Origin of the sequence: Streptomyces anulatus, from assembly GCF_014650675.1 — a bacterium.
Lineage (GTDB): Bacteria > Actinomycetota > Actinomycetes > Streptomycetales > Streptomycetaceae > Streptomyces > Streptomyces anulatus.
The window spans coordinates 85,436-111,074 of sequence record NZ_BMVK01000019.1; the positions used below are offsets into that span (position 1 = coordinate 85,436).

At 72.1% G+C, this 25,639-nt stretch carries 23 protein-coding genes and 1 pseudogene; 12 read left to right on the forward strand and 12 right to left on the reverse strand.

Features of this window, described 5'->3' with window-relative positions:
* Positions 1 to 52: 52 nt before the first annotated feature.
* The 6 genes from IE272_RS32770 (at position 53) to IE272_RS32795 (ending at position 5,895) form a co-directional block, all read left to right on the forward strand.
* Positions 53 to 1,087 carry an adenosine deaminase gene (locus IE272_RS32770; RefSeq protein WP_056704273.1) on the forward strand — a complete coding sequence of 345 codons (1,035 nt, stop codon included), beginning with the start codon at positions 53 to 55 and terminating at the stop codon, positions 1,085 to 1,087.
* A gap of 22 nt (positions 1,088 to 1,109) precedes the next feature.
* Positions 1,110 to 1,823, forward strand: coding sequence for a glycerophosphodiester phosphodiesterase (locus tag IE272_RS32775; RefSeq protein ID WP_050358566.1), 714 nt, complete (start codon positions 1,110 to 1,112; stop codon positions 1,821 to 1,823).
* Positions 1,824 to 1,905: 82 nt separating this feature from the next.
* Entirely contained in the window at positions 1,906 to 2,703 is a 798-nt protein-coding gene (locus IE272_RS32780) for an SAM-dependent methyltransferase (protein ID WP_050358567.1), read from the forward strand.
* On the forward strand, positions 2,703 to 3,881 hold the full coding sequence (locus IE272_RS32785; RefSeq protein WP_190009357.1) for a sensor histidine kinase: 1,179 nt from the start codon (positions 2,703 to 2,705) through the stop codon (positions 3,879 to 3,881). The genes IE272_RS32780 and IE272_RS32785 overlap by 1 nt, the downstream gene beginning before the upstream one ends.
* Positions 3,878 to 4,606, forward strand: a complete 729-nt coding sequence (locus IE272_RS32790; protein WP_190009360.1) for a response regulator transcription factor — start codon at positions 3,878 to 3,880, stop codon at positions 4,604 to 4,606. The genes IE272_RS32785 and IE272_RS32790 overlap by 4 nt, the downstream gene beginning before the upstream one ends.
* A gap of 74 nt (positions 4,607 to 4,680) precedes the next feature.
* Positions 4,681 to 5,895 (forward strand): serine hydrolase domain-containing protein, encoded by a 1,215-nt coding sequence (locus tag IE272_RS32795; RefSeq protein WP_050358570.1) that lies wholly within the window; start codon positions 4,681 to 4,683, stop codon positions 5,893 to 5,895.
* Positions 5,896 to 5,968: 73 nt separating this feature from the next.
* On the opposite strand, the gene IE272_RS32800 is transcribed toward IE272_RS32795, so the two are convergent.
* The 3 genes from IE272_RS32800 to IE272_RS32810 form a co-directional block, all read right to left on the reverse strand.
* Positions 5,969 to 6,511 carry a hypothetical protein gene (locus IE272_RS32800; RefSeq protein WP_056704263.1) on the reverse strand — a complete coding sequence of 181 codons (543 nt, stop codon included), beginning with the start codon at positions 6,509 to 6,511 and terminating at the stop codon, positions 5,969 to 5,971.
* 54 nt (positions 6,512 to 6,565) lie between these two features.
* Positions 6,566 to 7,729: a polyamine ABC transporter substrate-binding protein gene (locus IE272_RS32805; protein ID WP_098891434.1), complete on the reverse strand. Its 1,164-nt coding sequence runs from the start codon at positions 7,727 to 7,729 to the stop codon at positions 6,566 to 6,568.
* Between the two features lie 191 nt (positions 7,730 to 7,920).
* On the reverse strand, positions 7,921 to 9,360 hold the full coding sequence (locus IE272_RS32810; RefSeq protein ID WP_056704258.1) for a gamma-aminobutyraldehyde dehydrogenase: 1,440 nt from the start codon (positions 9,358 to 9,360) through the stop codon (positions 7,921 to 7,923).
* Between the two features lie 177 nt (positions 9,361 to 9,537).
* On the opposite strand from IE272_RS32810, the gene IE272_RS32815 reads away from it, so the two are divergent.
* From IE272_RS32815 to IE272_RS32830, 4 genes are all read left to right on the forward strand, one after another.
* Positions 9,538 to 10,029 (forward strand): Lrp/AsnC family transcriptional regulator, encoded by a 492-nt coding sequence (locus IE272_RS32815; RefSeq protein WP_007452460.1) that lies wholly within the window; start codon positions 9,538 to 9,540, stop codon positions 10,027 to 10,029.
* Positions 10,014 to 11,393, forward strand: coding sequence for an aspartate aminotransferase family protein (locus tag IE272_RS32820; protein WP_050358574.1), 1,380 nt, complete (start codon positions 10,014 to 10,016; stop codon positions 11,391 to 11,393). The genes IE272_RS32815 and IE272_RS32820 overlap by 16 nt, the downstream gene beginning before the upstream one ends.
* Before the next feature lie 216 nt (positions 11,394 to 11,609).
* Positions 11,610 to 12,347 (forward strand): ABC transporter ATP-binding protein, encoded by a 738-nt coding sequence (locus IE272_RS32825; RefSeq protein WP_190009362.1) that lies wholly within the window; start codon positions 11,610 to 11,612, stop codon positions 12,345 to 12,347.
* Positions 12,329 to 13,489, forward strand: coding sequence for a hypothetical protein (locus IE272_RS32830; protein WP_050358575.1), 1,161 nt, complete (start codon positions 12,329 to 12,331; stop codon positions 13,487 to 13,489). The genes IE272_RS32825 and IE272_RS32830 overlap by 19 nt, the downstream gene beginning before the upstream one ends.
* A 52-nt stretch (positions 13,490 to 13,541) precedes the next feature.
* On the opposite strand, the gene IE272_RS32835 is transcribed toward IE272_RS32830, so the two are convergent.
* The 3 genes and pseudogenes from IE272_RS32835 to IE272_RS32845 form a co-directional block, all read right to left on the reverse strand.
* Positions 13,542 to 13,997 (reverse strand): SRPBCC family protein, encoded by a 456-nt coding sequence (locus IE272_RS32835; RefSeq protein WP_032792293.1) that lies wholly within the window; start codon positions 13,995 to 13,997, stop codon positions 13,542 to 13,544.
* Between the two features lie 104 nt (positions 13,998 to 14,101).
* Positions 14,102 to 15,297 (reverse strand): annotated as a pseudogene (locus IE272_RS32840) (glycosyltransferase family 4 protein).
* On the reverse strand, positions 15,294 to 16,529 hold the full coding sequence (locus IE272_RS32845) for a glycosyltransferase 87 family protein (protein ID WP_190009364.1): 1,236 nt from the start codon (positions 16,527 to 16,529) through the stop codon (positions 15,294 to 15,296). The pseudogene IE272_RS32840 and the gene IE272_RS32845 overlap by 4 nt, the downstream one beginning before the upstream one ends.
* Before the next feature lie 141 nt (positions 16,530 to 16,670).
* Between IE272_RS32845 and IE272_RS32850 the strand changes: the two genes are divergently transcribed.
* Complete coding sequence (locus IE272_RS32850; protein WP_190009366.1) at positions 16,671 to 17,960, forward strand: sensor histidine kinase; 1,290 nt, start codon at positions 16,671 to 16,673, stop codon at positions 17,958 to 17,960.
* A complete protein-coding gene (locus IE272_RS32855; protein WP_050358578.1) occupies positions 17,954 to 18,622 on the forward strand; it encodes a response regulator in 669 nt (222 codons plus the stop codon). Before IE272_RS32850 ends, IE272_RS32855 begins: the two co-directional genes overlap by 7 nt.
* Before the next feature lie 25 nt (positions 18,623 to 18,647).
* Here IE272_RS32855 and IE272_RS32860 read toward each other — a convergent pair whose 3' ends face one another.
* The 6 genes from IE272_RS32860 to frr all read right to left on the reverse strand — a co-directional run bounded on the left by IE272_RS32860 (position 18,648) and on the right by frr (position 25,614).
* A complete protein-coding gene (locus IE272_RS32860) occupies positions 18,648 to 19,670 on the reverse strand; it encodes an ABC transporter ATP-binding protein (protein WP_190009368.1) in 1,023 nt (340 codons plus the stop codon).
* 5 nt (positions 19,671 to 19,675) lie between these two features.
* The gene (locus IE272_RS32865) at positions 19,676 to 21,310 is read right to left on the reverse strand and encodes an ABC transporter permease (RefSeq protein WP_190009407.1); all 1,635 of its coding nucleotides are present in this window, start codon (positions 21,308 to 21,310) and stop codon (positions 19,676 to 19,678) included.
* A gap of 80 nt (positions 21,311 to 21,390) precedes the next feature.
* On the reverse strand, positions 21,391 to 22,485 hold the full coding sequence (locus tag IE272_RS32870) for a thiamine ABC transporter substrate-binding protein (protein ID WP_057666010.1): 1,095 nt from the start codon (positions 22,483 to 22,485) through the stop codon (positions 21,391 to 21,393).
* A gap of 270 nt (positions 22,486 to 22,755) precedes the next feature.
* Entirely contained in the window at positions 22,756 to 23,862 is a 1,107-nt protein-coding gene (gene rlmN, locus IE272_RS32875) for a dual-specificity RNA methyltransferase RlmN (RefSeq protein ID WP_007452477.1), read from the reverse strand.
* Positions 23,863 to 23,971: 109 nt separating this feature from the next.
* Complete coding sequence (locus tag IE272_RS32880) at positions 23,972 to 25,057, reverse strand: phosphatidate cytidylyltransferase (protein ID WP_056704198.1); 1,086 nt, start codon at positions 25,055 to 25,057, stop codon at positions 23,972 to 23,974.
* Positions 25,057 to 25,614, reverse strand: coding sequence for a ribosome recycling factor (frr, locus tag IE272_RS32885; RefSeq protein ID WP_018960718.1), 558 nt, complete (start codon positions 25,612 to 25,614; stop codon positions 25,057 to 25,059). The genes IE272_RS32880 and frr overlap by 1 nt, the downstream gene beginning before the upstream one ends.
* Positions 25,615 to 25,639: the final 25 nt, after the last annotated feature.

A 25,639-nucleotide genomic window follows, 5' to 3' on the forward strand; every position in this document is an offset into this window, starting at 1 on the left:
ATCGGTGGGGCCGGTACGCCCGGCCGACGTCACGCCGAACGGGAGATTTCCGATGACCGATCCGCATCCCTTCATCGCCGGGCTGCCCAAGGCCGAGCTCCATGTCCACCATGTCGGGTCGGCCTCGCCCCGGATCGTCGCGGAGCTGGCCGCCCACCACCCGGACTCCAGGGTCCCCACGGACCCGGAGGCGCTGGCCGACTACTTCACCTTCACCGACTTCGCGCACTTCATCGAGGTCTACCTCTCGGTGGTGGACCTGATCCGCACCCCCGAGGACGTCCGGCTGCTCACCTTCGAGGTGGCGCGGGACATGGCCCGGCAGAACATCCGGTACGCGGAGCTGACCGTGACCCCGTACAGCTCGACCCACCGGGGCATCCCCGAGGTCGCGTTCATGGAGGCCATCGAGGACGCCCGCAAGGCGGCCGAGGCCGAGCTGGGCGTCGTCCTGCGCTGGTGCTTCGACATTCCGGGCGAGGCCGGGCTCCAGGCAGCCGAGGAGACCGCCCGGCTCGCGGTGGAGCGGCGGCCGGACGGGCTCGTCTCCTTCGGGCTCGGCGGGCCGGAGATCGGGGTGGAGCGCCCCCAGTTCAAGCCCTACTTCGACCGGGCCATCGCCGAGGGTCTGCACTCGGTGCCGCACGCCGGGGAGACCACGGGACCGCAGACGATCTGGGACGCCCTGACCGTGCTGCGCGCCGAGCGCATCGGCCACGGCACCAGCTCCGTCCGGGACCCCCGGCTGCTGGAGCACCTCGCCGAGCACCGCATCGCGCTGGAGGTCTGCCCGACGTCGAACATCGCCACCCGCGCGGTCACGGACATCGAGCTGCACCCGATCCGGGAGATGGTGGCGGCGGGCGTGCTGGTGACCGTCAACAGCGACGACCCGCCGATGTTCGGCACCGACCTCAACAACGAGTACGCGGTGGCCGCCCGGCTGCTGGAGCTCGACGAGCGGGGCATCGCGGAGCTGGCGAAGAACGCCGTGGAGGCCTCGTTCCTCGACCCGGCGGGCAAGCGGAAGCTGGCCGAGGAGATCGACACGTACACGACGAACTGGCTCCGGACCCCCGGCCGCTGACCCGGTCGTCGACAATGGCCCCATGGCCAACACCGTCACCAGCGTCACCGCCGTGGGGCATCGCGGCGATCCGTATCTCGCCCGCGAGAACACCCTGCCCTCGATCGTCTCCGCCCTCGAACGGGGGGCGGACGCGGTCGAGATCGATGTGCGGGTGACCCGCGACGGGGTGCCCGTCCTGCTGCACGACGCGACGCTGGAGCGGCTGTGGGGCCACGACCGGCGGCTGGACCGGCTGGACCACGCGGAGCTGAAGGAGCTGACGGGCGGCGGGGTGCCCACGCTCCGCGAGGCGCTGCTCGCCGTCGGGGCGCACCGGGTGATGGTCGACCTGCCCGGCTCCACGGACGCCTCGGTGAAGAAGATCGTCGGCACGGTCCGGGAGTGCGGGGCGGGCGATCGGGCGTACTACTGCGCGAGCGCGGACGCGATGCTGCGGGTGCGGGCCGCCGACCCGTCGGCCGAGATCGCCCTGACCTGGACGACGCTGGCCCCGCCGCGTCCGGAGCTGCTGGCCGCGGTGAAGCCGCGCTGGCTGAACTACCGCTTCGGCCTGGTGAGCCGGGAGCTGACGGACCGGGCGCACCGGGACGGGCTGCTCGTCTCCGCGTGGACGGCCGACACGAAGCGCACGATGCGCCGGCTGATCGAGCGGGGCGTCGACTCGATCACCACCAACCGGATCGACACGCTTCACCGGCTGCTGGCCAACTCGCCCGGTCGCGGCGGTTCTTGATCGGTCCGGCATGATGGGGAGTCCCGCACCGCCCGCCGCCTCCCCGGGGCGCCGGGCCCTTGGGCATCGAGGAGCAGATGTGATGGACCCCCGACCGCAGGCGGCCACCGCCCGGATACGTTCCGACGTCGCGCACAACGCCCGTGTGTGGAACTACTGGCTGGGCGGCAAGGACAACTACCCGGTGGACCGGGCGGTGGGCGACCGGGTCACCGGGATGTACCCGAGCATCGGTGAAGTGGCGCGCGCGGACCGGGCGTTCCTGGGCCGGGCGGTGCGTCATCTGGCCGGCGACGTGGGCGTCGACCAGTTCCTCGACATCGGCACCGGGCTGCCGACCGGGAACAACACCCACGAGATCGCCCAGCACACCGCGCCGCACGCGCGCATCGTGTACGTGGACAACGATCCGATCGTGCTGGCCCACGCCCGCGCCCTGCTGACCAGTTCGCTGGAGGGCGCGACCGAGTACGTCGACGCGGACGCGCACCGCCCGGAGCAGATCCTGCGGGCCGCCGAGCCCACCCTGGACCTGGGGCGGCCGGTCGCGGTGATGATGCTCGGCATCCTGAACTTCGTGCTGGACACGGACGAGGCGCGGTCCATCGTGCGGACGCTGATGGCGGCCGTGCCTTCGGGCAGCCACCTGGTGCTGACCCACCCGACGCTGGAGCTGGGCGGCGAGGGCAACGAGGCGGCGATGCGCTTCTGGAACGAGAACGCCACACCGCCCATCACCGCGCGCGGCCGGGAGGAGTTCGCCGGTTTCCTGGACGGTCTGGAGATCCTGGAGCCGGGGATCGTCTCCTGCTCCCGCTGGCGTACGAGCCCGCGGGAGCCGGAGGTCGCCCAGTTCGGCGTGGTGGCCCGGAAGCCCTGATGCGTTTGCCGGTCCTGTCGGCACGGCTGCGCGGGCCGCGGGCCGTCGATCTGTGGATCACGCTCGCGGTGCAGGCCGCGGTGACCATGCCGTTCGTCGTGCCGCGCGCACCGGATCTGCCGGAGGCGACCTGGGGCGCGTACGGTCTGACGACCCTGACCGTGCTGCCGCTGGTCGCCCGGCGTCTCGCACCGGTCGCCGTGCTGCTGGCGACGCTCGCGGGCGGCGCGCTGTACACGCTGGCCCTGGACGGTCCGGGCCAGCCGTTGCCGTACGCCGGACTGGTGACGTTCTACACGGTCGCCGAACTGTCCCCGCCGCGCAAACGGCTGGCGGTCGCGGTGCTGGTCGGCGCGGCGGTGTTCCCGTCGGTGGCATGGAACACGGGCGAGGCACGGGAGTTGCTGTTCTCGCTGTTCGTATTCGGTGCCGCGTACGCCTTCGGGCGGCTCAACCACACCCGCAAGGCCTATGTGGCGGCGGTGGAGGACCGGGCGCTCCAGGCGGAGCTGGGCCGGCGGATCGAGGCGGAGCGGGCCGCGGTGCGCGAACGGGCGCGGATCGCACGGGAGATGCACGACATCCTCTCGCACGCGGTGAGCCTGATGATCGTGCAGGCGGAGGCCGGGCCGGTGGCGGTCCGGGCCGCCCCCGAACGTGCGGAGGCGGCGTTCGACGCGATTTCCGAGACGGGCCGGGACGCGATGGTGCAGCTGCGCCGGATGCTCGGGGTGCTGCGCGAGGACGGCCCCGGCCGGGCTCCCGCGCCCCGTTCGCCGCAGCCTGGGCTCGCGGAGCTGCCGGCTCTGCTGGCGCGGGTGCGCGGCGGCGGCCCGGAGGCCGCCTGTACGACGACGGGGACGCCTCGCACGTTGCCGCAGGACACCGGGGCGACGGTGTACCGGATCGTGCAGGAGGCCCTGACGAACGTCGTCAAACATGCGCGGGCCGACCGCGTGGACGTGGAACTGACATACGGGGAGCGAGAGTTGACGATCACGGTGCGGGACGACGGGCAGGGGCCCGGGACCACCCAGGGGCTCGGGCTGATCGGGATCCGGGAGCGGGCCGCCGCGCACGGCGGCACCGTGCGGGCCGGTGGCGGGCCCGGCGGGCGGGGCTTCGAGCTGGTCGTCGGGCTGCCGCTCGCGCCCGGGGCCGAAGGGGTGCGGACGTGACGGTCCGGGTGGTGGTCGCCGACGACCAGGAGCTGGTGCGCAGTGGTTTCGCGATGATCCTGGACGCGCAGCCCGGCATCGAGGTGGTGGCGGAGGCGGGGGACGGGGCGCAGGCCGTGGCGGCGGTGCGCCGGCTGCGGGCGGATGTGGCGCTGCTGGACATCCGGATGCCGGTGCTGGACGGCATCGCGGCGTGCCGGGAGATCGCCGCCGCAGGGGGCTGCCGGACGGTCATGCTGACCACGTTCGACGCGGACGAGTACGTGTACGAGGCGCTGCACGCGGGCGCGAGCGGCTTTCTGCTCAAGGACGTGCGCCGGGACGATCTGGTGCACGCGGTGCGGGTGGTGGCTGCCGGGGAGTCGCTGGTCGCCCCGTCGGTGGCGCGGCGGCTGATCGCCGAGTACACCTCGCGCCCGGCGGGCCGGCCCGCACCGTCGGCCGGCCGGCTGGCAGTCCTGACCGTCCGGGAGCGGGAGACCCTGCTGCACCTGGCGCGGGGGCTGTCCAACGCGGAGATCGCGGAGGCGCTCGTGGTGAGCGAGCACACGGTGAAGACCCATGTGAGCAACGTGCTGTCCAAGCTGGGGCTGCGCGACCGCATCCAGGCCGTCATCTGCGCCTACGAGACCGGTCTCGTGGCTCCCTCGGCCGGGGGAGAAACCGGTGGGTACTCCCCCGGGCGGGGGAGCGGCACCCCCGCCGAGGACCGCCCGGGCGGGTGATCCGCCGGGACGGCCGAGCCAACAGGATGGAGTCCACCAGCAGTTGACCCCGTTCTCTCCCTCGGAGGCATCCGGTGAACAGATCTGTCCGCACGCTCCTGGCCACCGCCCTGGTCCTCGGCATCGCCGGCGGCGCTGCCGGGCCCGTGTCCGCGAGCGTCCCCGCCGACGGCGCTCCGGGCTCCCGTCCGGCGACCTCCGGAGCCCTCCGGGCCCAGGACGCTCCGGACGCCCGGGCCCTGCGCGCCGCGATCGACGGCCTGCCGCGCCAGGACGCCGTCGCCGCACTCGTCCGGGTCGGCGGCACCAGCGGGTCGTGGCGCGGCAGCGCAGGTGTGCGCGATCTGCCCTCGGGCCGGCCCGCGGATCCGGCGGGCCGCTTCCGCGCCGGATCGGTGACCAAGGTGTTCACGGCGGCCACGGTGCTGCAACTGGCGGGCGAGCGGAAGCTGGCCCTGGACCGCACCGCCCGGCACTATCTGCCGGACCTGATCCCGGCCGCGTACGGGAGGGTGACCGTACGCCAGTTGCTCGACCACACCAGCGGCATCCCCGCCGCGGACCTGCCGGGCAGGAACCCGGAGGAGTGGTACGCGCACCGCTTCGACGTCCACACGCCGCGCTCCATGGTGGCCTCCGCCACGGCGAAGGAGCGGGAGTTCGCGCCGGGCGTCAGCCAGCACTACCTCAACATCAACTACACGGTGCTGGGACTGCTGATCGAGCGCGTCACCGGTCACGCGTACGCGCGAGAGGTCTCGGACCGGATCCTGCGCCCGCTCGGCCTGCGGTCCACGTACTTCCCGGGCGCGGACCCCCGGATCCGCGGCCCGCACAACCGCGGCTACCAGGTCTTCGCGACGCCGGGCGGGGACGTCGAGTTGCGGGATGTCACGGTGTGGGGGCCGACCGACGGGTGGGCGGCCGGGGACATCATCTCGACCACCGCCGATCTGGAGCGCTTCACCACCGCGCTGTTCGGCGGGCGGGTGGTGCGCGGGCCGCTGCTGGAGGAGATGTTCACGCTGCCTGACGCCTCGGTGCGCACCCACGGCTCCGGGGAGCCGGCGCGGTTCAGTGCCGGTCTCTCCGTCTTCACCCTGGGCGGCCGCCAGGTGTGGGGGAAGACGGGCGGCCGCTGGGGATACAACTCGGTGGTGGCGGCCACCCGCGACCTCTCCCGCACTCTGGTCTACAGCGTCGGCGCGACGGACGCGAAGGGGAAGGACGCGAACGCCACGGCGATGGGCATCGTGGTGGCCGCCTTCGGAGCGCCTCCCGCCGCGTGAGCCGGACGCGGCCTCGCGGTGGGCGACGGCCCGAAAGGCGTCCTGCCGATCGCGGCCGGCCGGGCCGTGGGCGTCAAGCGCTCGCCGGCACCGGCGCCGGGGCCGCGGTGGCCGCCTGCTCCAGTGCCTCCAGGCGCTTGATCATGCGGCGGACGATCAGCAGCGGGATGACGCCGAAGACCCCGAAGGACATGTCGATCACGCTCCACCAGAACGGGATGTCGCGGATCGGGCCGCAGATCAGGGCGAGCGGGATGATCCCGGCGCAGGCGATCATGCCGAACTCGATGACCCAGATGTTGCGGACCGGGTCGCGGTAGGGGCCGTAGAAGGCGACCGCGATGACCAGGTGGGCGAAGGCCAGCCAGTCGGTGCCGTACAGCATGAAGGGCTGCTCGCGGTCGACGGTGTCGAGCCCTTCGCGGACCCGGGTGATCCACTCCATCAGGGCCGGGAAGTGCTCGGGGACCGGGGAGGCGGAGGCGCTCAGCAGATCCTCGGCCCAGCGGAGTTCGGTGACGAGCGGGAAGGCCGTGAGCCCGCTCAGTACCAGACAGACGATGAAGAACACCAACCACCTGCGTATACGCCGCGTGAGGGCGTGTCGCTCACTCATATCCGCAGCGTACGCCCGTATTTACCGCCCCTTTACGGCACCCCTGTCAGCGCTTCACAAGCCGACGATGGAGTTCCACTTCTTGGCGAAGTCCATCCGTTCCTCGGAGGTGATGTCCCTCGCGATGGCGAGCCGTTTCCGCATCGCGTCGTCGGGGAAGATCAGCGGATCCTCGGCGAGCGCGGCCGTCTCCTCGTCCTTCGAGGAGGCCAGGACGTCACGGGCGGCGGGCACGGGGCAGACGTAGTTGACCCAGGTGGCGAGTTCGGCGGCGACCTCGGGGTCGTAGTAGTGGTCCACCAGCCGTTCCGCGTTGCGCTTGTGGCGGGCGAGGTTGGGGATCATCAGGGACTCCGCCCACAGTTCGGCGCCCTCCTCGGGGACGACGAACTCGATGTCGGGGTTGTCGGCCTGGAGTTGGATGACATCGCCGGAGTACGCCTGGCAGGCGAGCACGTCTCCGGTGGCGAGGTCCTTGATGTAGTCGTTGCCGGTGAAGCGGCGGATGTGCTTGGAGCGGACCCGCTTCTGTGTCTGCTCGCAGATCTCGTGGAAGTCGTCGGCGGTCCAGCGGGTGATGTCGACGCCGTTGCCCTGCATCAGCAGCGCGAACGACTCGTCGAGCCCGGAGAGCAGGGTGACCCGGCCCCGGAGGTCGTCGGCCCACAGGTCGCCGGTGGACCGGATCTCGCGGCCGAGCTTCTTGCGGTTGTAGGCGATGCCGGTGATCCCGGACTGCCAGGGGACGCTGTGGAGCCGGCCCTCGTCGAAGGCGGGAGAACGCAGCAGTGGGTCGAGGTACTTGGCGACGTTCGGCTGCTTGGCGCGGGCCATCTCCTGGACCCAGCCGAGCCGGACGAAGCGGGCGGCCATCCAGTCGCTGATGACGATCAGGTCGCGGCCGGTCTCCTGGTGGTTCATCAGCGCGGGGCTGATCTTCCCGAAGAACTCGTCGTTGTCGTTGATCTCCTCGGTGTACGTGACGGAGATCCCGGTCCGCTTCGAGAAGGCGTCCAGGGTGGGCCGCTTCGACTCGTCCTCGTCGTCGGTGTCGATGTAGAGCGGCCAGTTGGCGAAGTGCAGGGTGTGGTCGGTGGCGGAGCTGTCGCGTCCGGCCCGGTCGCCGGGCTCGACGAAGGCCGCGGGCACCCCGCAGCCGGCCAGGGTGGCGCCGGCCGCTCCCGCCCCGAAGGCGCGCAGCAGGGAACGGCGGGACATGGGGTTCTTCCTGATCGCTCGCACCCGCGCAGAATGCCGGTCGGCGCTCGCGCGGACAATGGACCAAGCGTCCAGCGGGGCGGGCCCGCCCCGCACACCTTGTCCAGCCCGTCCCGCACACCCTGTCGGGCGGGGGCACGGGAACGGCCCCGGGCGAAAGCCCGGGGCCGTGCACGGTCGCGGCGAAGGCGTCAGTCCTCGATGGAGGTCATGACGTGCTTGATGCGGGTGTAGTCCTCGAAGCCGTACGCGGAGAGGTCCTTGCCGTAGCCGGACTTCTTGAACCCGCCGTGCGGCATCTCGGCGACCAGCGGGATGTGGGTGTTGATCCACACGCAGCCGAAGTCGAGGTTCTTGGACATGCGCATGGCGCGGGAGTGGTTCGTCGTCCACACCGAGGAGGCGAGCGCGTAGTCGACGCCGTTGGCGTACGCGACGGCCTGCTTCTCGTCGGTGAAGGACTGGACCGTGATGACGGGTCCGAAGACCTCGTTCTGGATGATCTCGTCGTCCTGCTTCAGGCCGGAGACGACGGTCGGGGCGTAGAAGTAGCCCTTGTCGCCGACCCGGTGGCCGCCCGCCTCGACCTTGGCGTGGGCGGGCAGCCGCTCGATGAAGCCGCTCACCTGCTTGAGCTGGTTGGCGTTGTTGAGCGGGCCGTATGCCACGTCCTCGTCGTCCGGCTGCCCGGTCTTCGTGTCGGCGGCGGCCTTGGCGAGCGCGGTGACGAACTCGTCGTGGATCGACTCGTGGACCAGGACGCGGGTGGCGGCCGTACAGTCCTGGCCCGCGTTGAAGAAGCCCGCCTCGGAGACGCCCGCGACGGTCTTGGCGATGTCGGCGTCGTCGAAGACGACGACGGGCGCCTTGCCGCCGAGCTCCAGGTGGACCCGCTTGACGTCCTTGGCCGCGGACTCGGCGACCTGCATGCCCGCCCGTACCGAACCGGTGATGGAGGCCATCGCCGGGGTCGGGTGCTCGACCATGGCGCGACCGGTGTCCCGGTCGCCGCACAGGACGTTGAAGACGCCCTTGGGCAGGATCTGCCCGATGATCTCGGCCATCAGCACGGTCGACGCCGGGGTGGTGTCGGACGGCTTGATGACGACCGTGTTGCCCGCGGCGAGCGCCGGGGCGAACTTCCAGACGGCCATCATCATCGGGTAGTTCCACGGCGCGACCTGGGCGCAGACGCCGACCGGCTCGCGGCGGATGATGGAGGTCAGGCCCTCCATGTACTCGCCGGCCGAGCGGCCTTCGAGAAGCCGTGCGGCCCCCGCGAAGAAGCGGATCTGGTCCACCATCGGCGGGATCTCTTCGCTGCGGGTCAGACCGAGCGGCTTGCCGGTGTTCTCCGACTCGGCGGCGATCAGGTCCTCGGCCCGCTCCTCGAACGCGTCCGCGATCTTCAGCAGGGCCTTCTGGCGTTCGGCGGGCGTGGTGTCGCGCCAAGCGGGGAAGGCCGCCGCGGCGGCCTCCATGGCGGCATCGACGTCGGCCTGGCCGGAGAGCGGCGAGGTTGCGTAGACCTCTTCCGTCACCGGGCTGACCACATCGATGGTCCGCCCGTCCGCGGCGTCCCGGAACTCTCCGTTGATGTAGTTGCGCAGACGGCGCACCTCGGTGGTCACAACCACCCCTCCTGTCGGCTGTCCGATGGGTGAGATGTCCACCCTAATCGGTCCGGTGACGCTTTCGACATACCCACCCGCCCCCAACTTCGGATTCAGTCAGATCCAGGTGCCCAGACAACGAATTTCATCGATCTGGGGTTGCGAGACAGACGAGGAGCGGTGCATGGTGGGTGCGTGGCCAGTCGCAGCGCAGACTCCAGGACCGGGAACGGATCACCGCCAGCGGTCGATGCCGTCTCCCTCGCAATCATCGAGCAGCTCCAGGAGGACGGCAGGCGTCCGTACGCCGCGATCGGCAAGGCCGTCGGCCTCTCCGAAGCGGCGGTGCGCCAGCGCGTCCAGAAGCTGCTCGACCAGGGCGTGATGCAGATCGTCGCCGTCACGGACCCGCTCACCGTGGGATTCCGGCGCCAGGCGATGGTCGGCATCAATGTCGAGGGCGACCTCGACCCGGTGGCCGAAGCCCTGTCGGCCATGGCCGAGTGCGAGTACGTGGTCATGACCGCGGGCTCCTTCGACCTGATGGTGGAGATCGTCTGCGAGGACGACGACCACCTGCTGGAGATGATCAACAAACGCATCCGGACCCTTCCCGGAGTGCGCTCCACCGAGAGCTTTGTTTACCTCAAGCTCAAGAAGCAGACCTATATGTGGGGAACCCGATAGCCGTGAGCAAGGACCTCAGCCGAACCGCGTACGACCACCTGTGGATGCACTTCACCCGCATGTCGGACTACGAGAACGCGCCCGTTCCCACCATCGTTCGTGGCGAGGGAACGCACATCTTCGACGACAAGGGCAAGCGCTACCTGGACGGTCTCTCCGGCCTGTTCGTGGTCAACGCCGGCCACGGTCGTCACGAGCTCGCCGAGGCGGCGTACAAGCAGGCCCAGGAGCTCGCCTTCTTCCCGGTGTGGTCCTACGCCCACCCGAAGGCCGTCGAGCTGGCCGAGCGTCTCGCCGACTACGCCCCCGGCGACCTCAACAAGGTCTTCTTCACCACCGGTGGCGGCGAGGCCGTCGAGACCGCCTGGAAGCTGGCCAAGCAGTACTTCAAGCTCAAGGGCCAGCCGACCAAGTACAAGGTCATCTCGCGCGCGGTCGCCTACCACGGCACCCCGCAGGGCGCGCTGTCCATCACCGGCCTCCCGGCCCTGAAGGCCCCCTTCGAGCCGCTGGTCCCCGGCGCGCACAAGGTGCCGAACACCAACATCTACCGCGCCCCCCTCTTCGGCGACGACCCGGTGGCCTTCGGCCGCTGGGCCGCCGACCAGATCGAGCAGGAGATCCTCTTCGAGGGCCCCGAGACCGTCGCGGCCGTCTTCCTGGAGCCCGTGCAGAACGCGGGCGGCTGCTTCCCGCCCCCGCCCGGCTACTTCCAGCGGGTCCGCGAGATCTGCGACAAGTACGACGTGCTGCTCGTCTCCGACGAGGTCATCTGCGCCTTCGGCCGGCTCGGCACCATCTTCGCGTGCGACAAGTTCGGCTACGTGCCGGACATGATCACCTGCGCGAAGGGCATGACCTCGGGCTACTCCCCGATCGGCGCCTGCATCGTCTCGGACCGGATCGCGGAGCCGTTCTACGAGGGCGGCAACACCTTCCTGCACGGCTACACGTTCGGCGGCCACCCGGTCTCCGCCGCGGTGGGCCTCGCCAACCTCGACATCTTCGAGCGCGAGAACCTCACCCAGCACGTCCTGGACAACGAGAACGCGTTCCTGACGACGCTGCAGAAGCTGCACGACCTGCCGATCGTCGGCGACGTCCGCGGCAACGGGTACTTCTACGGCATCGAGCTGGTGAAGGACAAGGTCACCAAGGAGACGTTCACCGACGAGGAGACCGAGCGCGTCCTGTACGGCTTCCTCTCCAAGGCGCTGTACGAGAACGGCCTGTACTGCCGGGCCGACGACCGGGGCGACCCGGTCGTCCAGCTCGCCCCGCCGCTGATCTCCGACCAGTCGACGTTCGACGAGATCGAGGGCATCCTGCGGACCGTGCTCACGGAGGCCTGGGCGAAGCTCTGACCGACATCAGGTCCCCCGGCTGATCGCCCACCGGCGGTCATTTCATACGGTTCACCGGCCCGGATACGCCCCTTCGAGTGAGAAGGGACGTATCCGGGCCGCGTGCTGTGCTCCCGCACCGGTCCGACTATCTACGGTGCCGAGTGACCGATCGGCCGCGTCTTCGTTCCCCCGTACGGGGGAACGGGAAATCTGACCTGAACCGAGGTGTACGCCATGGTGGCCCCGCCGGACAACGACGTGATCTGGGCGCGTTCCCTGCACCACTCCCACAACGGATCGCCCGGTCTCGGCGGTGTCTCCATCGGTGTCCGGGACGCCGAGATCCTCGCTGTGACCGGACCGCGCGGCAGCGGTAAGACCACGTTGCTGCACTGTCTCTCGGGCCGGCTGGTGCCCCAGCAGGGCGAGGTCTGGTTCAACAGCGTCCCCGTCCACACCATGCCCGCCCGGGTCCGCGAACAGCTGCGCCGGGAGCGCTTCGGCTGGATCGCCTCCGACCCGGAGCTGGTCCCGGAGCTGACCGTCTGGGAGAACACCGCGCTGCCCCTGCTGCTGCGCGGCTTCTCGCACCGGGCCGCCAGGAAGACCGCCACCGAATGGCTGGAGCGCCTGGACATCGCCGCCTTCGCCCGGAAGCGGCCGCACGCCCTGCTCCAGGCGCAGCGCCAGCGGATCTCCGTGGCGCGGGCCCTGGCCGCACAGCCGACCGTGATCTTCGCCGACGAGCCCACCGCGACCCTGCACCGCGCGGACCGTACCCAGGTGCTGCGCACCCTGACCACGGCGGCCCGCTCGCACGGCATCACCGTCGTGCTGGCCACGCACGACGCCGAGGTCGCCGCGCTCGCCGACCGGACCGTCCCGCTGCTGGACGGCCGCTGCGTCGCCACCGTCACCCTGCCCGCGAAACCGGAAGCGGAGGGCCGCGCGGCGTGCTCGCTCTCCGTCTAGCCCGCGGGTCCCATCCCCTCGTCCTGGTCCGGCGGCTGCTGGTGGCCGCCGCCTCGGCCGGCGTCGGATTCCTCCTCCTGTGCGCCCTCGGGTACGCCGCCGCGCACCCGGCGTCCGCCGGTTCGGTGCTGCGGCTGCTGTGGTGCTTCGTCCCGCTGGCCGCCACCGTGCAGTTCGCCGTGGCGGTGGCCCGGGCCGACCCGAGTACCCGGCCCCGGCCGGGCCTGTCCTCCGTGGGCCTCGGCCCGGTCCGGCTGTCCGCGCTGGCCGCGGTCTCCACCGCCGTCTCCACCACGCTCGGCTCCATGGTGGCCCTGCTCTTCTTCCTGCATCTGCGCGGCGATCTCACCGGGATGCCGTTCGACGGGGGCGCCGCGGAGTTCCTCGGCGCGGGCAGCCCGCTGCCGCTGGCCGCCGCGCTGATGCTGCTCGCGCTCGTACCGGTGGCCGCGTCGACGGCGAGCGCGCTGGCGCTGCGGTCGCGTCCCGACCCGGCCCGGGACGCCTTCGGCTCCGAGGAGCTGCCGGAGCCCGCACCGGCTCCGGCCGGGCTCCCCTGGGGCGTGGCGCTGACGGCTGCCGGACTCGCGGTCGAGGCGATCGCGTCCCGGGGTACCGCGGGGAGCGCGTTCCCGCTGCCCGGTCGGTACGACTCCACCCCGGTGGCGGTCCTGATCGGGTGGACGCTCACGGCGGTCGGCCTGGCGATGGCGGGGCCGAGCCTGACCCATCTGTGCGGGCGGGCGCTGCAGGCGGTGCGCCCCGGGGCCGTACGGCTGCTGGCGGGACGGGTCCTGATGAACGAGGCGCGCCGGATCGGCCGCCCGCTCGGGGTCGTCTGCGCCGTGCTGTCCGCGGCGGTCGCCGCTTCGGCGCTGTACGGGGGCGACGAGCGCCCGTACGGCCCGCTCACCGCACTCGGCGCGGTGCTGGTCCTCGGCTGTACGACGGCGACGCTGCTGACCTCGGCGCTGGAGGCCAAGCACGCCCGCGCCCACACGGTCGAGGCGCTGCTCAGGATGGGCGCCCCGGCCGCCGTGCTGCGCCGGGCGACGGCACTGCGGGCGGGCGCGCTGCTGGCCCTGTTCGCCCCGCTGACGTGGGTGATCGCGCAGTTGGCGGCGCTTCCGCTGACGCGGTGAACCGCCGGGATTTCCCGGCGGTACGGGGACGGGGACGGGAGCCCCGGCGGGGTCAGGGGTGGGTGGCGAGCCGGGCGGCCAGGGCGTCGAAGAAGGCCTCCCAGCCGTCCTCCGCCGCCGCGTACTGCTCGGGGGTGAGGTTGCCGCCGCGCTGCTGGAAGGCCAGCTCGGTGGTCCCGTCGCCGAGGTCGCTGAAGGTGACGGTGACGATCTCGCCCTCGGCGTCCTCGGGCGCGGAGGCGTCCTTGAGCGTGAGGACGAGACCGTCGGGCTCGCTCACCTCGCGGTAGACCCCGTGGAAGGGCATCTCCACGCCCGGCATCACGATGACCAGGCTCCACGCGCCACCGGGCCGTACGTCCATCGCCACCCGGTCCAGGGGGACGTCCGCCTCGCCCCCGTACCAGGCGGCGAAGTCCTCCGGCGAGGTCCAGGCGGCGAAGACGCGCTGCTGAGGGGCGTGCAGGACGCGGGTGAGGTCGATGCCCTCGCGGGTGCCACCGGTCATGATCACGGTCCTTGTCCGATCCGGCCGTCCCGCGGGGCCGGATCGCCGGCCGCGGGATTGTCCGCCTCCAGCTTGCCCGGCCCGCCGCCCCCCTGCCACGCCGGTCAGGGGGTCAGCAGTCCCGCGAGGGTGTCGTACGCCCCCTCCCAGCCCCACGCCTCGCGGACCCATGCCCGGCCCTTCTCCCCCATCGCGCGGGCCGCCGCGCGGTCCCGCAGCAGCTCGACCAGCCGGTCCGCGACGGCGGCGACGTCACGCCCGTCGACCACATGTCCCGTCTCCCCGTCCCGTACGGTGTCCGGCGCGCCGCCCGAGTCGCCGACGAGGACCGGCAGCCCGGAGGCGGCGGCCTCCAGGAAGACGATGCCCAGCCCCTCCACCTCCAGGCCCCGCCTGCGGGTGCGGCAGGGCATGGCGAAGACGTCGCAGGCCGCGTAGTGCTCCGGCATCGCCGCGTGCGGCTGCCCGCCGGCGAGGACCACCGCGTCCGCGACCCCGGTGTCCGCGGCGAGCCGGCGCAGGGTCCGTCGCCGGTCAGCAGGAGTACCGCGTCGGGCACCGCGCGCCGCACGGCGGGCAGGGCGCGGATCAGGGTGTCCTGGCCCTTGCGCGGGACGAGCCGCGCCGCGCAGAGGACCACGGGCCGCCCGCCCAGGCCGTACCGCTCGCGGACACCGCCCACCGGAGCCCCGACACCCTCCCGCGCGCCGGACCGTACGGCGTCACGCGCCCCTTCCCGTACGGCTTCACGCGCCTCTTCCCGTACGCGGAACGCCTCCGCGTCCACCCCCGGCGCCAGGCGGACCATGCGGCGGGCGGCGGCCGGGCCGAGTGCGGCGGCGATGGGGGCGCGGGTCGCCTCGCCCAGATAGGTCACCGTGTCGGTGCGGTCGCCGATCCGGCGGAGCAGGGTCCGGGCCCCGGGCGTGCGGGCCCACCACACCTCGTGCCCGTGCGTCGTGGCGACGGCCCGCCGCACCCCGCTCTCCCGGCGCAGCCGGTCCGCCAGGAGCCCGAGCGGTGCGGCGGCCCCGAACCAGACGCTGTCGCAGCCGTGGCGGCGGGCGATCTCCACCGCGCGGGTGGCGACGCGCGGGACGGGGAGCAGGGTGCGGGCCGGGTCGCGGACCACGGGGTGGGGCAGGGCGGCGTCATGGGCGGCCGCCCCGGGTTCGGCGGAGGTGTAGACGACGACGGAGTCCGCGGGGAACCGGCTGGTCATGGCGTGGACGAAGGTCTCGATGCCGCCCTGGCGCGGCGGGAAGTCATTGGTCACCACGAGCGTGCGGCGGCGCGTCATCGGGAGGCCTGCTTCCGTCGGCGTACGGGTTCGCGTACGAGGTCGCGCACCCGTTCTCGTATGCGGAGGGGGTGGGCGGGCGGCTGCCGGGCGAGGGCCCAGGCCGCGAGGACCAGCGGGTGCACCAGATAGCCGAACCGGGTCGCGGGCATGAACGCGATGGCCAGGAGCAGTCCGAGCGCGAGCCGCGCGGCGGCGGCCGCCCCGGTCGCCGGGGGCCGGACGAGCAGGGAGACGGCGAGGAGAAGGGCGCTCACCCCGAGCAGCAGCAGGGCCAGGGTCCGGCCGCCGGGGAGCTGGGTGGCGAGCAGATGGCCGGGGAGCGGGCTCGCGGCGGAGGAGACCGCTCCGGTGAGCCCGAGGGGGAAGTCGACGACATGGGTCCGGAAGGCTCCCGGGTCGCGCAGTGCGGCGGGCAGGACGAGCGCGGCGGCGGTGAGCAGGGCGACGAGCCCGCAGCGCAGGGCGGCGCGGCTCCCCCGGCGGCCGTCGCCCCCACCGGCCGTGGCGAGCAGGGCGAGGGCCACCGGCACCGCCGGCCACGCGGTCCACTTGAGGGCGGCGGCCACCCCGAGCGCCAGCCCGGCCCGGCCCGCACGCCCCTGCCCCGCACGGGCCAGCCCCAGGCACATCAGCCCGGCCACCGGCAGATCGACGCCGCCCACCGCGAGCGGCAGCGCCACCAGCGGGCAGGCGGCGAGCCACCGGGGCGCCTCGCGGCGGGCTCCCGCCGGGAGGGCGAGGGCGAACGCGCCGAGAAAGGCGGCGCCCATCCACAGCCGGGGGTCGGTGAGCGGCCCGGGCCCGGCCACCGCCTCAGGGATTCCGAAGGCCGCCATGCCCGGGAGGTACGGGTTGAAGTCCTCGGGCACGGTGGGGCGTTCGAGGTAGGGCGTGCCCTCGGACAGCAGGAGCCCCGCCGAGCGGGCGACGACGTCGACCTCCAACTGCGCCCGGTCCACGGCGAGAAGCACCAGCAGGGGCAGCAGCACCGCGCCGGTGACGGCGACCGCCCCGGCCGTACGGGGGCTCCGCCCACGGGCCGCGAGCACCGCGGCGGCCGTGTAGCCGAGCGCGGCGGCGGTGCCCCAGACCCGGTGCGGACCGAGTGAGGAGAAGGCGCCGAGCGCCAGGGCGGTGGCCGCGAAGAACGCCCACCAGGCTGCGTCGCCGGGCAGCGCGGGACGGTCCCGGCGCAGGTCGGGAGAGGTGGGGAGCGCGAAGAGGGCCATGCGTCCGAGGCTAGGAACGGGCCGTTCACGGAACGTCACACCACCGTCCGGTCCTTGAGGTCAACCCGTGGCATGAGACGGCGCCGCGAATTCCACCCCTGCTCCGATGCGCCGGCCCACCGGGTGACGAAGAATCTCCGTATGACGCGCACCGTCCCGCCGGACCGCCCGGCCACAGTCGCCGCCACCGCTACGGCCGACGCCACCGCCACCGCCGGTGTCCTGCCGGCGGACCGGTCCGTCCGGCGACGGCTCCGGCACTGGACGGCGGAGCCCGCGTACGCCTGGCTGACCGGAGCGGCGCTGACGCTCTTCGCCGTCGTGGAGCTGGCCGTCGTGCCGGGTTCGGCGATCACGGCCTTCGGGGTGCTGCTCTGCACGGCCTCGCTGGCCCTGCGGGCGACGCGGCCCGCCGTGGGGTTCCTGACCGTGGGCGCGGCCCTCCTCAGCTTCGCGACCGACGGCAACATGGCGTACGCGACCATCGCCGGGTCCCTGATCGGCTGCTACACGCTGGGGCGGCACCGGGTGCAGCACCCGGCGGTGCTCGTGCTGGCCGGTTCGCTGGCCGCGCTGGCCGTCAATCTGGTGCACATCGACCGGTGGGCCCGGGACGGCTCCCCCGGGCTGCCCGCGCTCCAGGGCACCGACCGGTTCAGTCTGGGGCTGTACGCCGAGACGCTGGTGTTGACGGTGATGATCCTGGGCGCGGTGAGTACGGGCGACGCGGTGCGGGCACGCGAGGAGACCCGGCACGCCCGGGCCGCCGCGCAGTCCCGGCTGCTGGCGATGGAGCGGCGACAGGCGGCCGAGGCGGAACGGGCCGCCATCGCACGGGAGTTGCACGACATGATCGCGCACTCGGTGTCGGTGATCGCGGTGCGGGCCGAGAGCGCCACGTACACGACCCCGGGCCTCTCGCCCCCGGCACGGGACGCCTTCCAGGAGATCGCGGGCACGGCGCGGTCCTCGATGGCGGAGCTGCGGCGGCTGCTCGGGGTGCTGCGGACCGGCGACGGCGCCGCGACGGCACCGCTCACCGCCCCGCAGCCCTCGCTGGCCGGTCTCGACGACCTCCTCGATCAGCACCGGGCGGTCGGCGGTACGGCCGAACTGCGGGTCACCGGCGAGCGGGCGGCGCTGCCTGCGTCCTGGGAGCTGTCGGCGTACCGGATCATCCAGGAGGCGCTGACGAACGCCCGGCGACATGCCCCGGGTGCCCACACGGTCGTGGAACTCCACTACGTTCCGGGCCTGTTGACGGTCCGTGCGACGGACGACGGGCCGGGCCCCGCTCCCTCCGGCGGCTCCGGGCGGCAGGGGCACGGGCTGGTGGGCATGGCCGAACGGGCCGCCCTGCTCGGCGGGCGACTCACCACCGGCCGGGGCCCGGCCGGCGGCTTTCTCGTGGAGGCGGAACTGCCGTGGTGATCCGGGTGCTGGTGGCCGACGACCAGGCGGTGGTGCGGACGGCGTTCGCCGGCCTGCTGAACACCCAGGACGACATCGACGTGGTCGGGGAGGCGGAGGACGGCGAGCAGGCCGTGCTCAGGGCCGCCGAACTGCAGCCCGATGTGGCGCTGTTGGACATCCGGATGCCCAAGCTCAGCGGCATCGACGCGGCGCGCGGCATCGTCGCGGCGTCGGGCGGGGCGACGAGGGCGCTGATGCTGACGACGTTCGGCCTGGACGAGTACGTGTACGACGCCCTGACCGCCGGAGCCAGCGGGTTCCTGCTGAAGGACGCGACCTTCCCCGAACTACTGCACGCGGTACGGGTGGTGGCGGACGGCCATGCCCTGCTGGCTCCCGAGATCACCGGGCGGCTCATCGCGGAGTTCACCCGGCAGCGGGTCAGCGCACCCCCGCCGCGCTCGATCGACGGCCTGACCGCGCGCGAGGCGGAGGTGCTCGTTCTGATCGCGCGGGGCCTGTCCAACGCGGCCATCGCCGACCGGCTGACCATCACCGACCACACGGTGAAGACCCACATCAACCGGCTGTTCGCGAAGATGGAACTGCGGGACCGGGCGCAGGCGGTGATCCTGGCGTACGAACTGGGGCTGGTGGTGGCGGGGACCCGGCAGCCGTAGCGGTGGGCGGCGACCGCTCGTCCCCTCACTCCGCCGCCAGCACCACCGTCTCCGCCGCGTCGAAGCGGACGCCCACGACCGCGCCCTCGTCCGGGGTGTCCCGCAGGGCGCACTCGGCCTCCAGCACCGGCGCGTTCTCGGGCGTCAGGCGTACGGTCACGTGGTTCCCCCGGAAGGTGCGGACGCCGACCGTGCAGCGCAGGCCGTCCTCGGGAGCGCCGATCAGGACCCCTGCGGGCCGGACCAGCAGATCGGCCTCGCCCTGCGGGGATCCCTCGGGCACCGGGACCTTGCCCCAGGCCGTGGCGGCGGCCCGGCCGGTCACGGTCGCCCCGGTGACGTTGTCGAAGCCGAGGAACCGGGCGACGAACGCCGATGCGGGGCGCTGCCAGACGTCCAGCGGGCTGCCCTCCTGCGCGATCCGGCCGTCCCGCATCACCACGACCCGGTCGGCGAGCGCGAACGCCTCGCCCTGGTCGTGCGTGACGGCCAGCACGGTGGTGCCCAACTCCTGGAAGAGGGTCCGCAGTTCGACGACGAGCCGTTCGCGGAGGCTGCGGTCGAGCTGGCCGAGCGGCTCGTCCAGCATCAGGAGCTTCGGGCGCGGGGCGAGGGCGCGGGCGAGGGCGACGCGCTGCTGCTCACCGCCGGACAGAGCGGCGACCGCGCGGCGTTCGGCCCCGGGCAGGCCGACCAGCTCCAGCAGGTCGCGGACCCGGCGCCCGGTCTCGGCCCGCCCGACGCCGTGCATCTGGAGCCCGAAGGCGACGTTGGCGCCGACGTCCCGGTGCGGGAAGAGCTGGTGGTCCTGGAACATCAGGCCGAGGCCGCGCCGGTGCACCGGGACACCGCTCTGGTCCTGGCCGGCCAGCAGGACCCGGCCGCCGTCCATGGGCTGGAGCCCGGCGACGGCCCGGAGCAGGGTGGACTTCCCGCTGCCGCTGGGACCGAGCAGACAGACGATCCGGTGGTCGGCGACCGCCAGGTCGACCGCGTCCAGAGCCGTCCGCTTCCCGAACCGTACGGTGGCTGACTGCAGGCTCAGCATGTCGTTCAGAACTCCCCGGATCGGTCGGTGCGGATACGTTCGAGGAGCAGCAGCGACACCGCGCACACCAGCATCAGAATCGTGCTGAGGGCCATCGCCTGCCCGTAGTTGAGCTCCCCGGACCGGCCCAGCAGCCGGGCGACGGCGACCGGCAGGGTCGGGTTGTCGGGCCGCGCGATGAAGACCGTCGCGCCGAACTCCCCGAGGGAGACGGCGAAGGCGAAGCCGGCGGCCACCAGTACCGCCCGCCGCACCATCGGCAGGTCGACCTCCCGCCAGGCCCGCAGCGGGGAGGCCCCCAGCACGGCGGCGGCCTCCCGCAGCCGGTCGTCGACCGCGCGCAGCACGGGCAGCATGGTCCGTACGACGAAGGGGACGCCGACCAGGGCCTGCGCCAGGGGGACCAGGATCCAGGAGGTCCGCAGGTCGAGCGGCGGCTCGTCCAGGGTGATCAGGAAGCCGAAGCCGACGGTGACGGCGGACACCCCGAGCGGCAGCATCAGCAGCGCGTCGAAGCCGCGGACCAGCCGCCCGGCCCGTCGGGTCAGGGCCGCCGCCGCGAGGCCGCCGACGACGAGAGCGATGAGCGTCGCGACGAGCGCGTACCGCAGGGAGTTGCCGACGGCCTCCAGCGGCGGGACCAGGAAGGTGGAGGAGCCGCCGGACCCGGCCGACTGGAGGGCCCGGTAGTAGCCGAGGCCGTACCCGCCGGATCCGGCGGCTCCATCAGCTCCATCGAAGGAGCGCTCCACCAGCACCCCTAGCGGCAGCAGGATCAGCAGCAGCGCGGTGAGGAGGACACCGCCGAGCAGTGCCCACTGTCCGGGACCGCGCGGCCGGCGGGAGGTCAAGTCCGGGTCGACGAGCTTCAGCGCCCGCTCCCGGCGGCGTACGGTCGCGGCGTGCACGGCGAGGATCGCGCCGACTGCGGCGAACTGGACCAGGGTCAGCACGGCGGCCGTCGGCAGGTCCAGCAGTTGCGCGGTCTGCCGGTAGATCTCCACCTCCAGGGTGGAGTACGCGGGTCCGCCGAGGATCTGCACGACACCGAAGGAGGTGAAGGTGAAGAGGAACACCATCAGCGCGGCGGCGGCGACGGCCGGGCCGAGCGCGGGCAGCGTCACCCGGCGGAAGGCGGCGAACCGTCCGGCGCCGAGCACCCGGGCGGCCTCCTCCTGCCGCGGGTCCAGCTGGGACCAGAGCCCGCCCACCGTCCGTACGACCACGGCGTAGTTGAAGAAGACGTGGGCCAGGAGGATCGCCCAGACCGTGGTGTCGAGGCGGACGCCCCACAGTTCGTCGAGGAGCCCGCCCCGGCCCAGCAACGCCAGGAACGCGGTGCCGACGACGACCGTGGGCAGCACGAACGGCACCGTGACGACCGCCCGCAGCAGTTGCTTGCCGGGGAAGTCGAACCGGGCGAAGACATACGCCCCGGGCAGGGCGATCAGCAGGGTGAGCGCGGTCGAGGCGAGGGCCTGCCAGGTGGTGAACCAGAGGACGTCGAGGATGTCGGGCCGGGCGAGCACGTCGCCGATCCGCCCGAACTGCCAGTCGCCTCCCGCCTTGAGGCCTCGGCCGACGATCGCGGTCACGGGATAGGCGAAGAACAGCCCGAAGAACGCGACGGGCACGGCCATCAGGCCGAGCCGCAGCGCGGCCCCGCGCCGCCCGGGCCCGCGTCGGGTCCGGGCGGCCTCGGCGGTCTTCGCCCCGGGCTCTACTTCAGGACCAGCGACTGCCACGACTGGATCCACTGCTCACGGTTGGCGGTGATCTTCTCGGGCGCGACGGTGGGAGGCGTGTCGATCTTCTCGCCGAACTTCGTGAACAGCTCGGGGAGCGTCGCGTCCTTCACGACCGGGTTCACGAACATGTTCAGCGGCATGTCCTCCTGGAACGTCTTGCTGATCATGAAGTCCAGCAGCGCCTTGCCGCCGGCCTCGTTCTTCGCCCCGGTCAGCAGCCCCGCGTACTCGGTCTGCCGGAAGCAGGTGCCGGTGGCGACCCCGGTGGGGGCCTCCTTCGGCTGCGGGTCGGCGTAGAGCACCTCGACGGGCGGGCTGGAGGCGTAGCTGACGACGAGCGGCCGGTCGGCGTTGGCCTTCTTGCCGCCCGCCGAGCCGGAGAACTCCTCGTTGTACGCCTGCTCCCAGCCGTCGACGACCTTGACGCCGTTGGCCTTCAGCTTCTTCCAGTACGCCTCGTAGCCGTCCTCTCCCTGGGCGGCGATGGTGCCGAGCAGGAAGCCGAGGCCGGGCGAGGAGCTGGCGGCGTTCTCGGTGACGAGGAGGTTCTTGTACGCGGGCTTCAGCAGATCGTCGAAGGTCTTCGGCGGGGCGAGCTTCTTGTCGGCGAAGTACTTCTTGTCGTAGTTGACGCAGATGTCGCCGGTGTCGACGGGCGTGACCCGCCTCTTCCCGTCCGTCTGCGTGTCCGCCGCGACCGTGTCCAGACCCTTGGCCTCGTACGCGGTGAACAGGCCGTTGTCGAGGGCGCGGGAGAGCAGGGTGTTGTCGACGCCGAAGAAGACGTCGCCGCGCGGGGAGCCCTTGGTCAGGATCTCCTGGTTGAGCGCGGCTCCGGCGTCGCCGCTCTTGAGGATCTCGACCTTGTAGCCGGTCTCCTTCGTGAACGCCTTCAGTACCTTGTCCGAGACGTTGAAGGAGTCGTGGCTGACCAGGGTCACGGTCGTGGAGCCGGAGCCCTTGGACGCACCGGAGCCCGTGGAGCCGTCGTCTCCGCAGCCCGCGAGCACGGTGACGCCGAAAGCGGCGGCGAGTGCGGTCGCCGCGTACTTCGTGGTGGTGTTCATGTGATTCCTCCTGGAGGTGACCAGGAAGAGACGCGGCCCCGCCCGCTGTCCGGCGAACCGGAAGCGGGCAGGGCGCAACAGCTTGAGTAAGGTCCGAACTTCCTACCCGGAATGACCCGGGCGAGGTTCAGAGGGTCTGCGGCCAACCTGTCCTTGGTGCCGCACTCTCAGCGCTGTGGCGCTCCCCTGTCGGAATATGAAGTTGATTTCGGGCCCAGGCTACACCGGCGAATTTCGGCCGCCCGTCCGGGAGAGGCTGCGGGACAGTCCTCAGCGCTCGGAGGCCGCCAGCTGCCCGCAGGCCCCGTCGATCTCCTGACCGCGGGTGTCCCGGACGGTGACGGGCACGCCGTGGGCCGCGATGGCCTCGACGAACGCCTTCTCGTCCTCGGGCCGCGAGGCGGTCCACTTGGAGCCGGGCGTGGGGTTCAGCGGGATCAGGTTGACGTGCACCCGCTTGCCCTTGAGCAGCCGGCCCAGCCGGTCGCCCCGCCAGGCCTGGTCGTTGATGTCCCGGATCAGGGCGTACTCGATGGAGATCCGGCGGCCGGACTTCTCGGCGTACTCCCAGGCGGCGTCCAGCACCTCGCGGACGTTCCACCGGGTGTTGACGGGGACCAGCGTGTCGCGCAGTTCGTCGTCCGGGGCGTGCAGCGAGACGGCGAGGCGGCACTTGAAGCCCTCGTCGGCGAAGCGCAGCATGGCCGGGACGAGGCCCACGGTGGAGACGGTGATCCCGCGCTGCGAGAGACCGAGGCCGTCCGGCTCCGGGTCGGTGAGGCGGCGGATCGCGCCGACCACGCGGTTGTAGTTGGCGAGCGGCTCGCCCATGCCCATGAAGACGATGTTGGACAGCCGCGCGGGCCCGCCGGGCACCTCGCCGTCGCGCAGGGCGCGCATGCCGTCGACGATCTGGTGCACGATCTCGGCGGTCGACAGGTTGCGGTCGAGGCCGGCCTGCCCGGTGGCGCAGAACGGGCAGTTCATTCCGCAGCCGGCCTGCGAGGAGATGCACATCGTGACGCGATCCGGGTAGCGCATCAGGACGGACTCGACGAGCGTCCCGTCGTGCAGCTTCCACAGGGTCTTGCGCGTGGTGTCGTCGTCGCAGCTGATGTGCCGCATCACGGACATCAGATCGGGGAAGAGCGCCTCGGCGAGCTTCTCCCTCGACCCGGCCGGGATGTTCGTCCACTCGGCCGGGTCGTGCGCGTACCGCGCGAAGTAGTGCTGCGAGAGCTGCTGGGCGCGGAACGGCTTCTCACCGGTCGCGGCGACCGCTTCCTTGCGCTCGGCGGGCGTGAGGTCGGCGATGTGCCGCGGCGGCTTCTTGGATCCGCGGGGCGCGACGAAAGTGAGTTCTCCGGGCTTAGGCATGGTTCATCCAGTGTCGCAGACAGACGGGTGAGGGCCCGCCGCCCTGTGGACGACGGACCCTCACTCGTGAAACGTGCAGGTGGGACGGGGTGTCGGGACGCCGAGGCGGTCAGCCGGAGCCGACGAACAGCACCAGCAGCAGCCAGACGACCGGCGCGGTCGGCAGCAGCGAGTCCAGCCGGTCCATGATGCCGCCGTGGCCGGGGAGCAGGGTGCCCATGTCCTTGATCCCGAGGTCCCGCTTGATCATGGACTCGCCCAGGTCGCCGAGGGTGGCGCTGGCCGCGACCGCGAGGCCGAGCAGCAGGCCCTGCCACCAGGCGCCGTCGTCGATCAGGAACTCCATGCACAGCGCGCCGGCGACCATCGCGAAGGCGACCGCGCCCAGTAGTCCCTCGCGGGTCTTGCCGGGGCTGATGCGCGGGGCGAGCTTGTGCGTGCCGAAGCGCCAGCCGACCGCGTACGCCCCCGTGTCGCTGACCACGGTGAGGATGAGGAAGGTCAGGACCCGCCACGACCCGTCGTCCGCCGTCAGCATCAGGGCGACGAAGGTGGCCAGGAAGGGGACGTAGAACGCCGCGAAGACCCCGGCCGTGACGTCCTTGAGATACCCGTCCGGCGGCTCGGTCATACGCCACACCAGCACCGCGAGGGCGGTCAGGGCCATCGCGATCCAGGCCCCCTCGGGCCCCCGCGCGTAGCCGGCGATGACCATCGCGGCTCCGCCGACGGCCAGCGGCACCAGGGGCGCCTTGATGCCCTTGCGTTCCTGGAGGCGGGTGGTCAGCTCCCAGAGGCCGACGACGACGGCGGCCACTATCACGCCGATGAAAGCGGCCTTCACGATGAACAGCGAGACGCCGATGACGGCGCCGAGACCCACGCCCACCCCTATGGCGGCGCGCAGATCACGCCCCGCGCGCTTCTTCTGCGGCGGGGGCGGCAGCGGGGTGGACATGGGCTCCTGCGGCTTCTCGTCACGGAACAGGGGGCCGCTGACGTGAGCGGCATCCCTGTCCCGGTCGTCGCGGCTCTGTGCGTCTCTACCTGCGTCGGGAACGTCCGGCACGTTGGGCATGGGCCGAGTCTGCTGGGCGCCATGCACATCGTGGGCAGGACCCGCCGGGGCAGCCCTCATCTCGGGCGTGCCCCAGTAACCGGCTCCTTGCGGGGCACCCCAGGTAGAGTCGTTCATCAGACTTCGAGCAGCTCGGCTTCCTTGTGCTTGAGCAGCTCGTCCACCTGCGCGACGTACTTCGCGGTGGTGTCGTCGAGCTCCTTCTCGGCGCGGCGCACCTCGTCCTCGCCGGACTCCTTGTCCTTGACGAGCTTGTCGAGGGTCTCCTTGGCCTTGCGGCGGATGGAGCGGATCGAGATCTTGGAGTCCTCGGCCTTGGTCTTGGCGACCTTGATGTACTCCTTGCGGCGGTCCTGGGTGAGCTCGGGGAAGGTCACCCGGATGATATTGCCGTCGTTGCTCGGGTTGACGCCGAGGTCGGAGTCGCGGATCGCCTGCTCGATGTTGCGCAGCGCGGTCTTGTCGAACGGCGTCACGACGGCCATCCGCGCCTCGGGAACCGAGAACGAGGCCAGCTGGTTGATCGGGGTCAGCGCGCCGTAGTAGTCGGCGACGATCTTGTTGAACATCGCCGGGTGCGCGCGGCCGGTACGGATCGCGGCGAAGTCCTCTTTCGCGACGACAACGGCCTTCTCCATCTTCTCCTCGGCCTCGAGGAGGATTTCTTCGATCACCACGTGCTCCTGCGTGTCTTGGGTG

Bases quoted from the DNA above. Each gene is read 5' to 3' on its own strand.
- IE272_RS32835 (WP_032792293.1), bottom strand. From the start codon at position 13,997: ATGACCGGTGGCACCCGCGAGGGCATCGACCTCACCCGCGTCCTGCAC.
- IE272_RS32775 (WP_050358566.1), top strand. From the start codon at position 1,110: ATGGCCAACACCGTCACCAGCGTCACCGCCGTGGGGCATCGCGGCGAT.
- IE272_RS32880 (WP_056704198.1), bottom strand. From the start codon at position 25,057: ATGAACGACTCTACCTGGGGTGCCCCGCAAGGAGCCGGTTACTGGGGC.
- IE272_RS32865 (WP_190009407.1), bottom strand. From the start codon at position 21,310: ATGGCCGTGCCCGTCGCGTTCTTCGGGCTGTTCTTCGCCTATCCCGTG.
- IE272_RS32860 (WP_190009368.1), bottom strand. From the start codon at position 19,670: ATGCTGAGCCTGCAGTCAGCCACCGTACGGTTCGGGAAGCGGACGGCT.
- IE272_RS32870 (WP_057666010.1), bottom strand. From the start codon at position 22,485: ATGAACACCACCACGAAGTACGCGGCGACCGCACTCGCCGCCGCTTTC.
- IE272_RS32780 (WP_050358567.1), top strand. From the start codon at position 1,906: ATGGACCCCCGACCGCAGGCGGCCACCGCCCGGATACGTTCCGACGTC.
- IE272_RS32845 (WP_190009364.1), bottom strand. From the start codon at position 16,529: ATGGCCCTCTTCGCGCTCCCCACCTCTCCCGACCTGCGCCGGGACCGT.
- IE272_RS32825 (WP_190009362.1), top strand. From the start codon at position 11,610: ATGGTGGCCCCGCCGGACAACGACGTGATCTGGGCGCGTTCCCTGCAC.
- rlmN (WP_007452477.1), bottom strand. From the start codon at position 23,862: ATGCCTAAGCCCGGAGAACTCACTTTCGTCGCGCCCCGCGGATCCAAG.
- IE272_RS32785 (WP_190009357.1), top strand. From the start codon at position 2,703: ATGCGTTTGCCGGTCCTGTCGGCACGGCTGCGCGGGCCGCGGGCCGTC.
- IE272_RS32850 (WP_190009366.1), top strand. From the start codon at position 16,671: ATGACGCGCACCGTCCCGCCGGACCGCCCGGCCACAGTCGCCGCCACC.
- IE272_RS32800 (WP_056704263.1), bottom strand. From the start codon at position 6,511: ATGAGTGAGCGACACGCCCTCACGCGGCGTATACGCAGGTGGTTGGTG.
- IE272_RS32805 (WP_098891434.1), bottom strand. From the start codon at position 7,729: ATGTCCCGCCGTTCCCTGCTGCGCGCCTTCGGGGCGGGAGCGGCCGGC.
- IE272_RS32770 (WP_056704273.1), top strand. From the start codon at position 53: ATGACCGATCCGCATCCCTTCATCGCCGGGCTGCCCAAGGCCGAGCTC.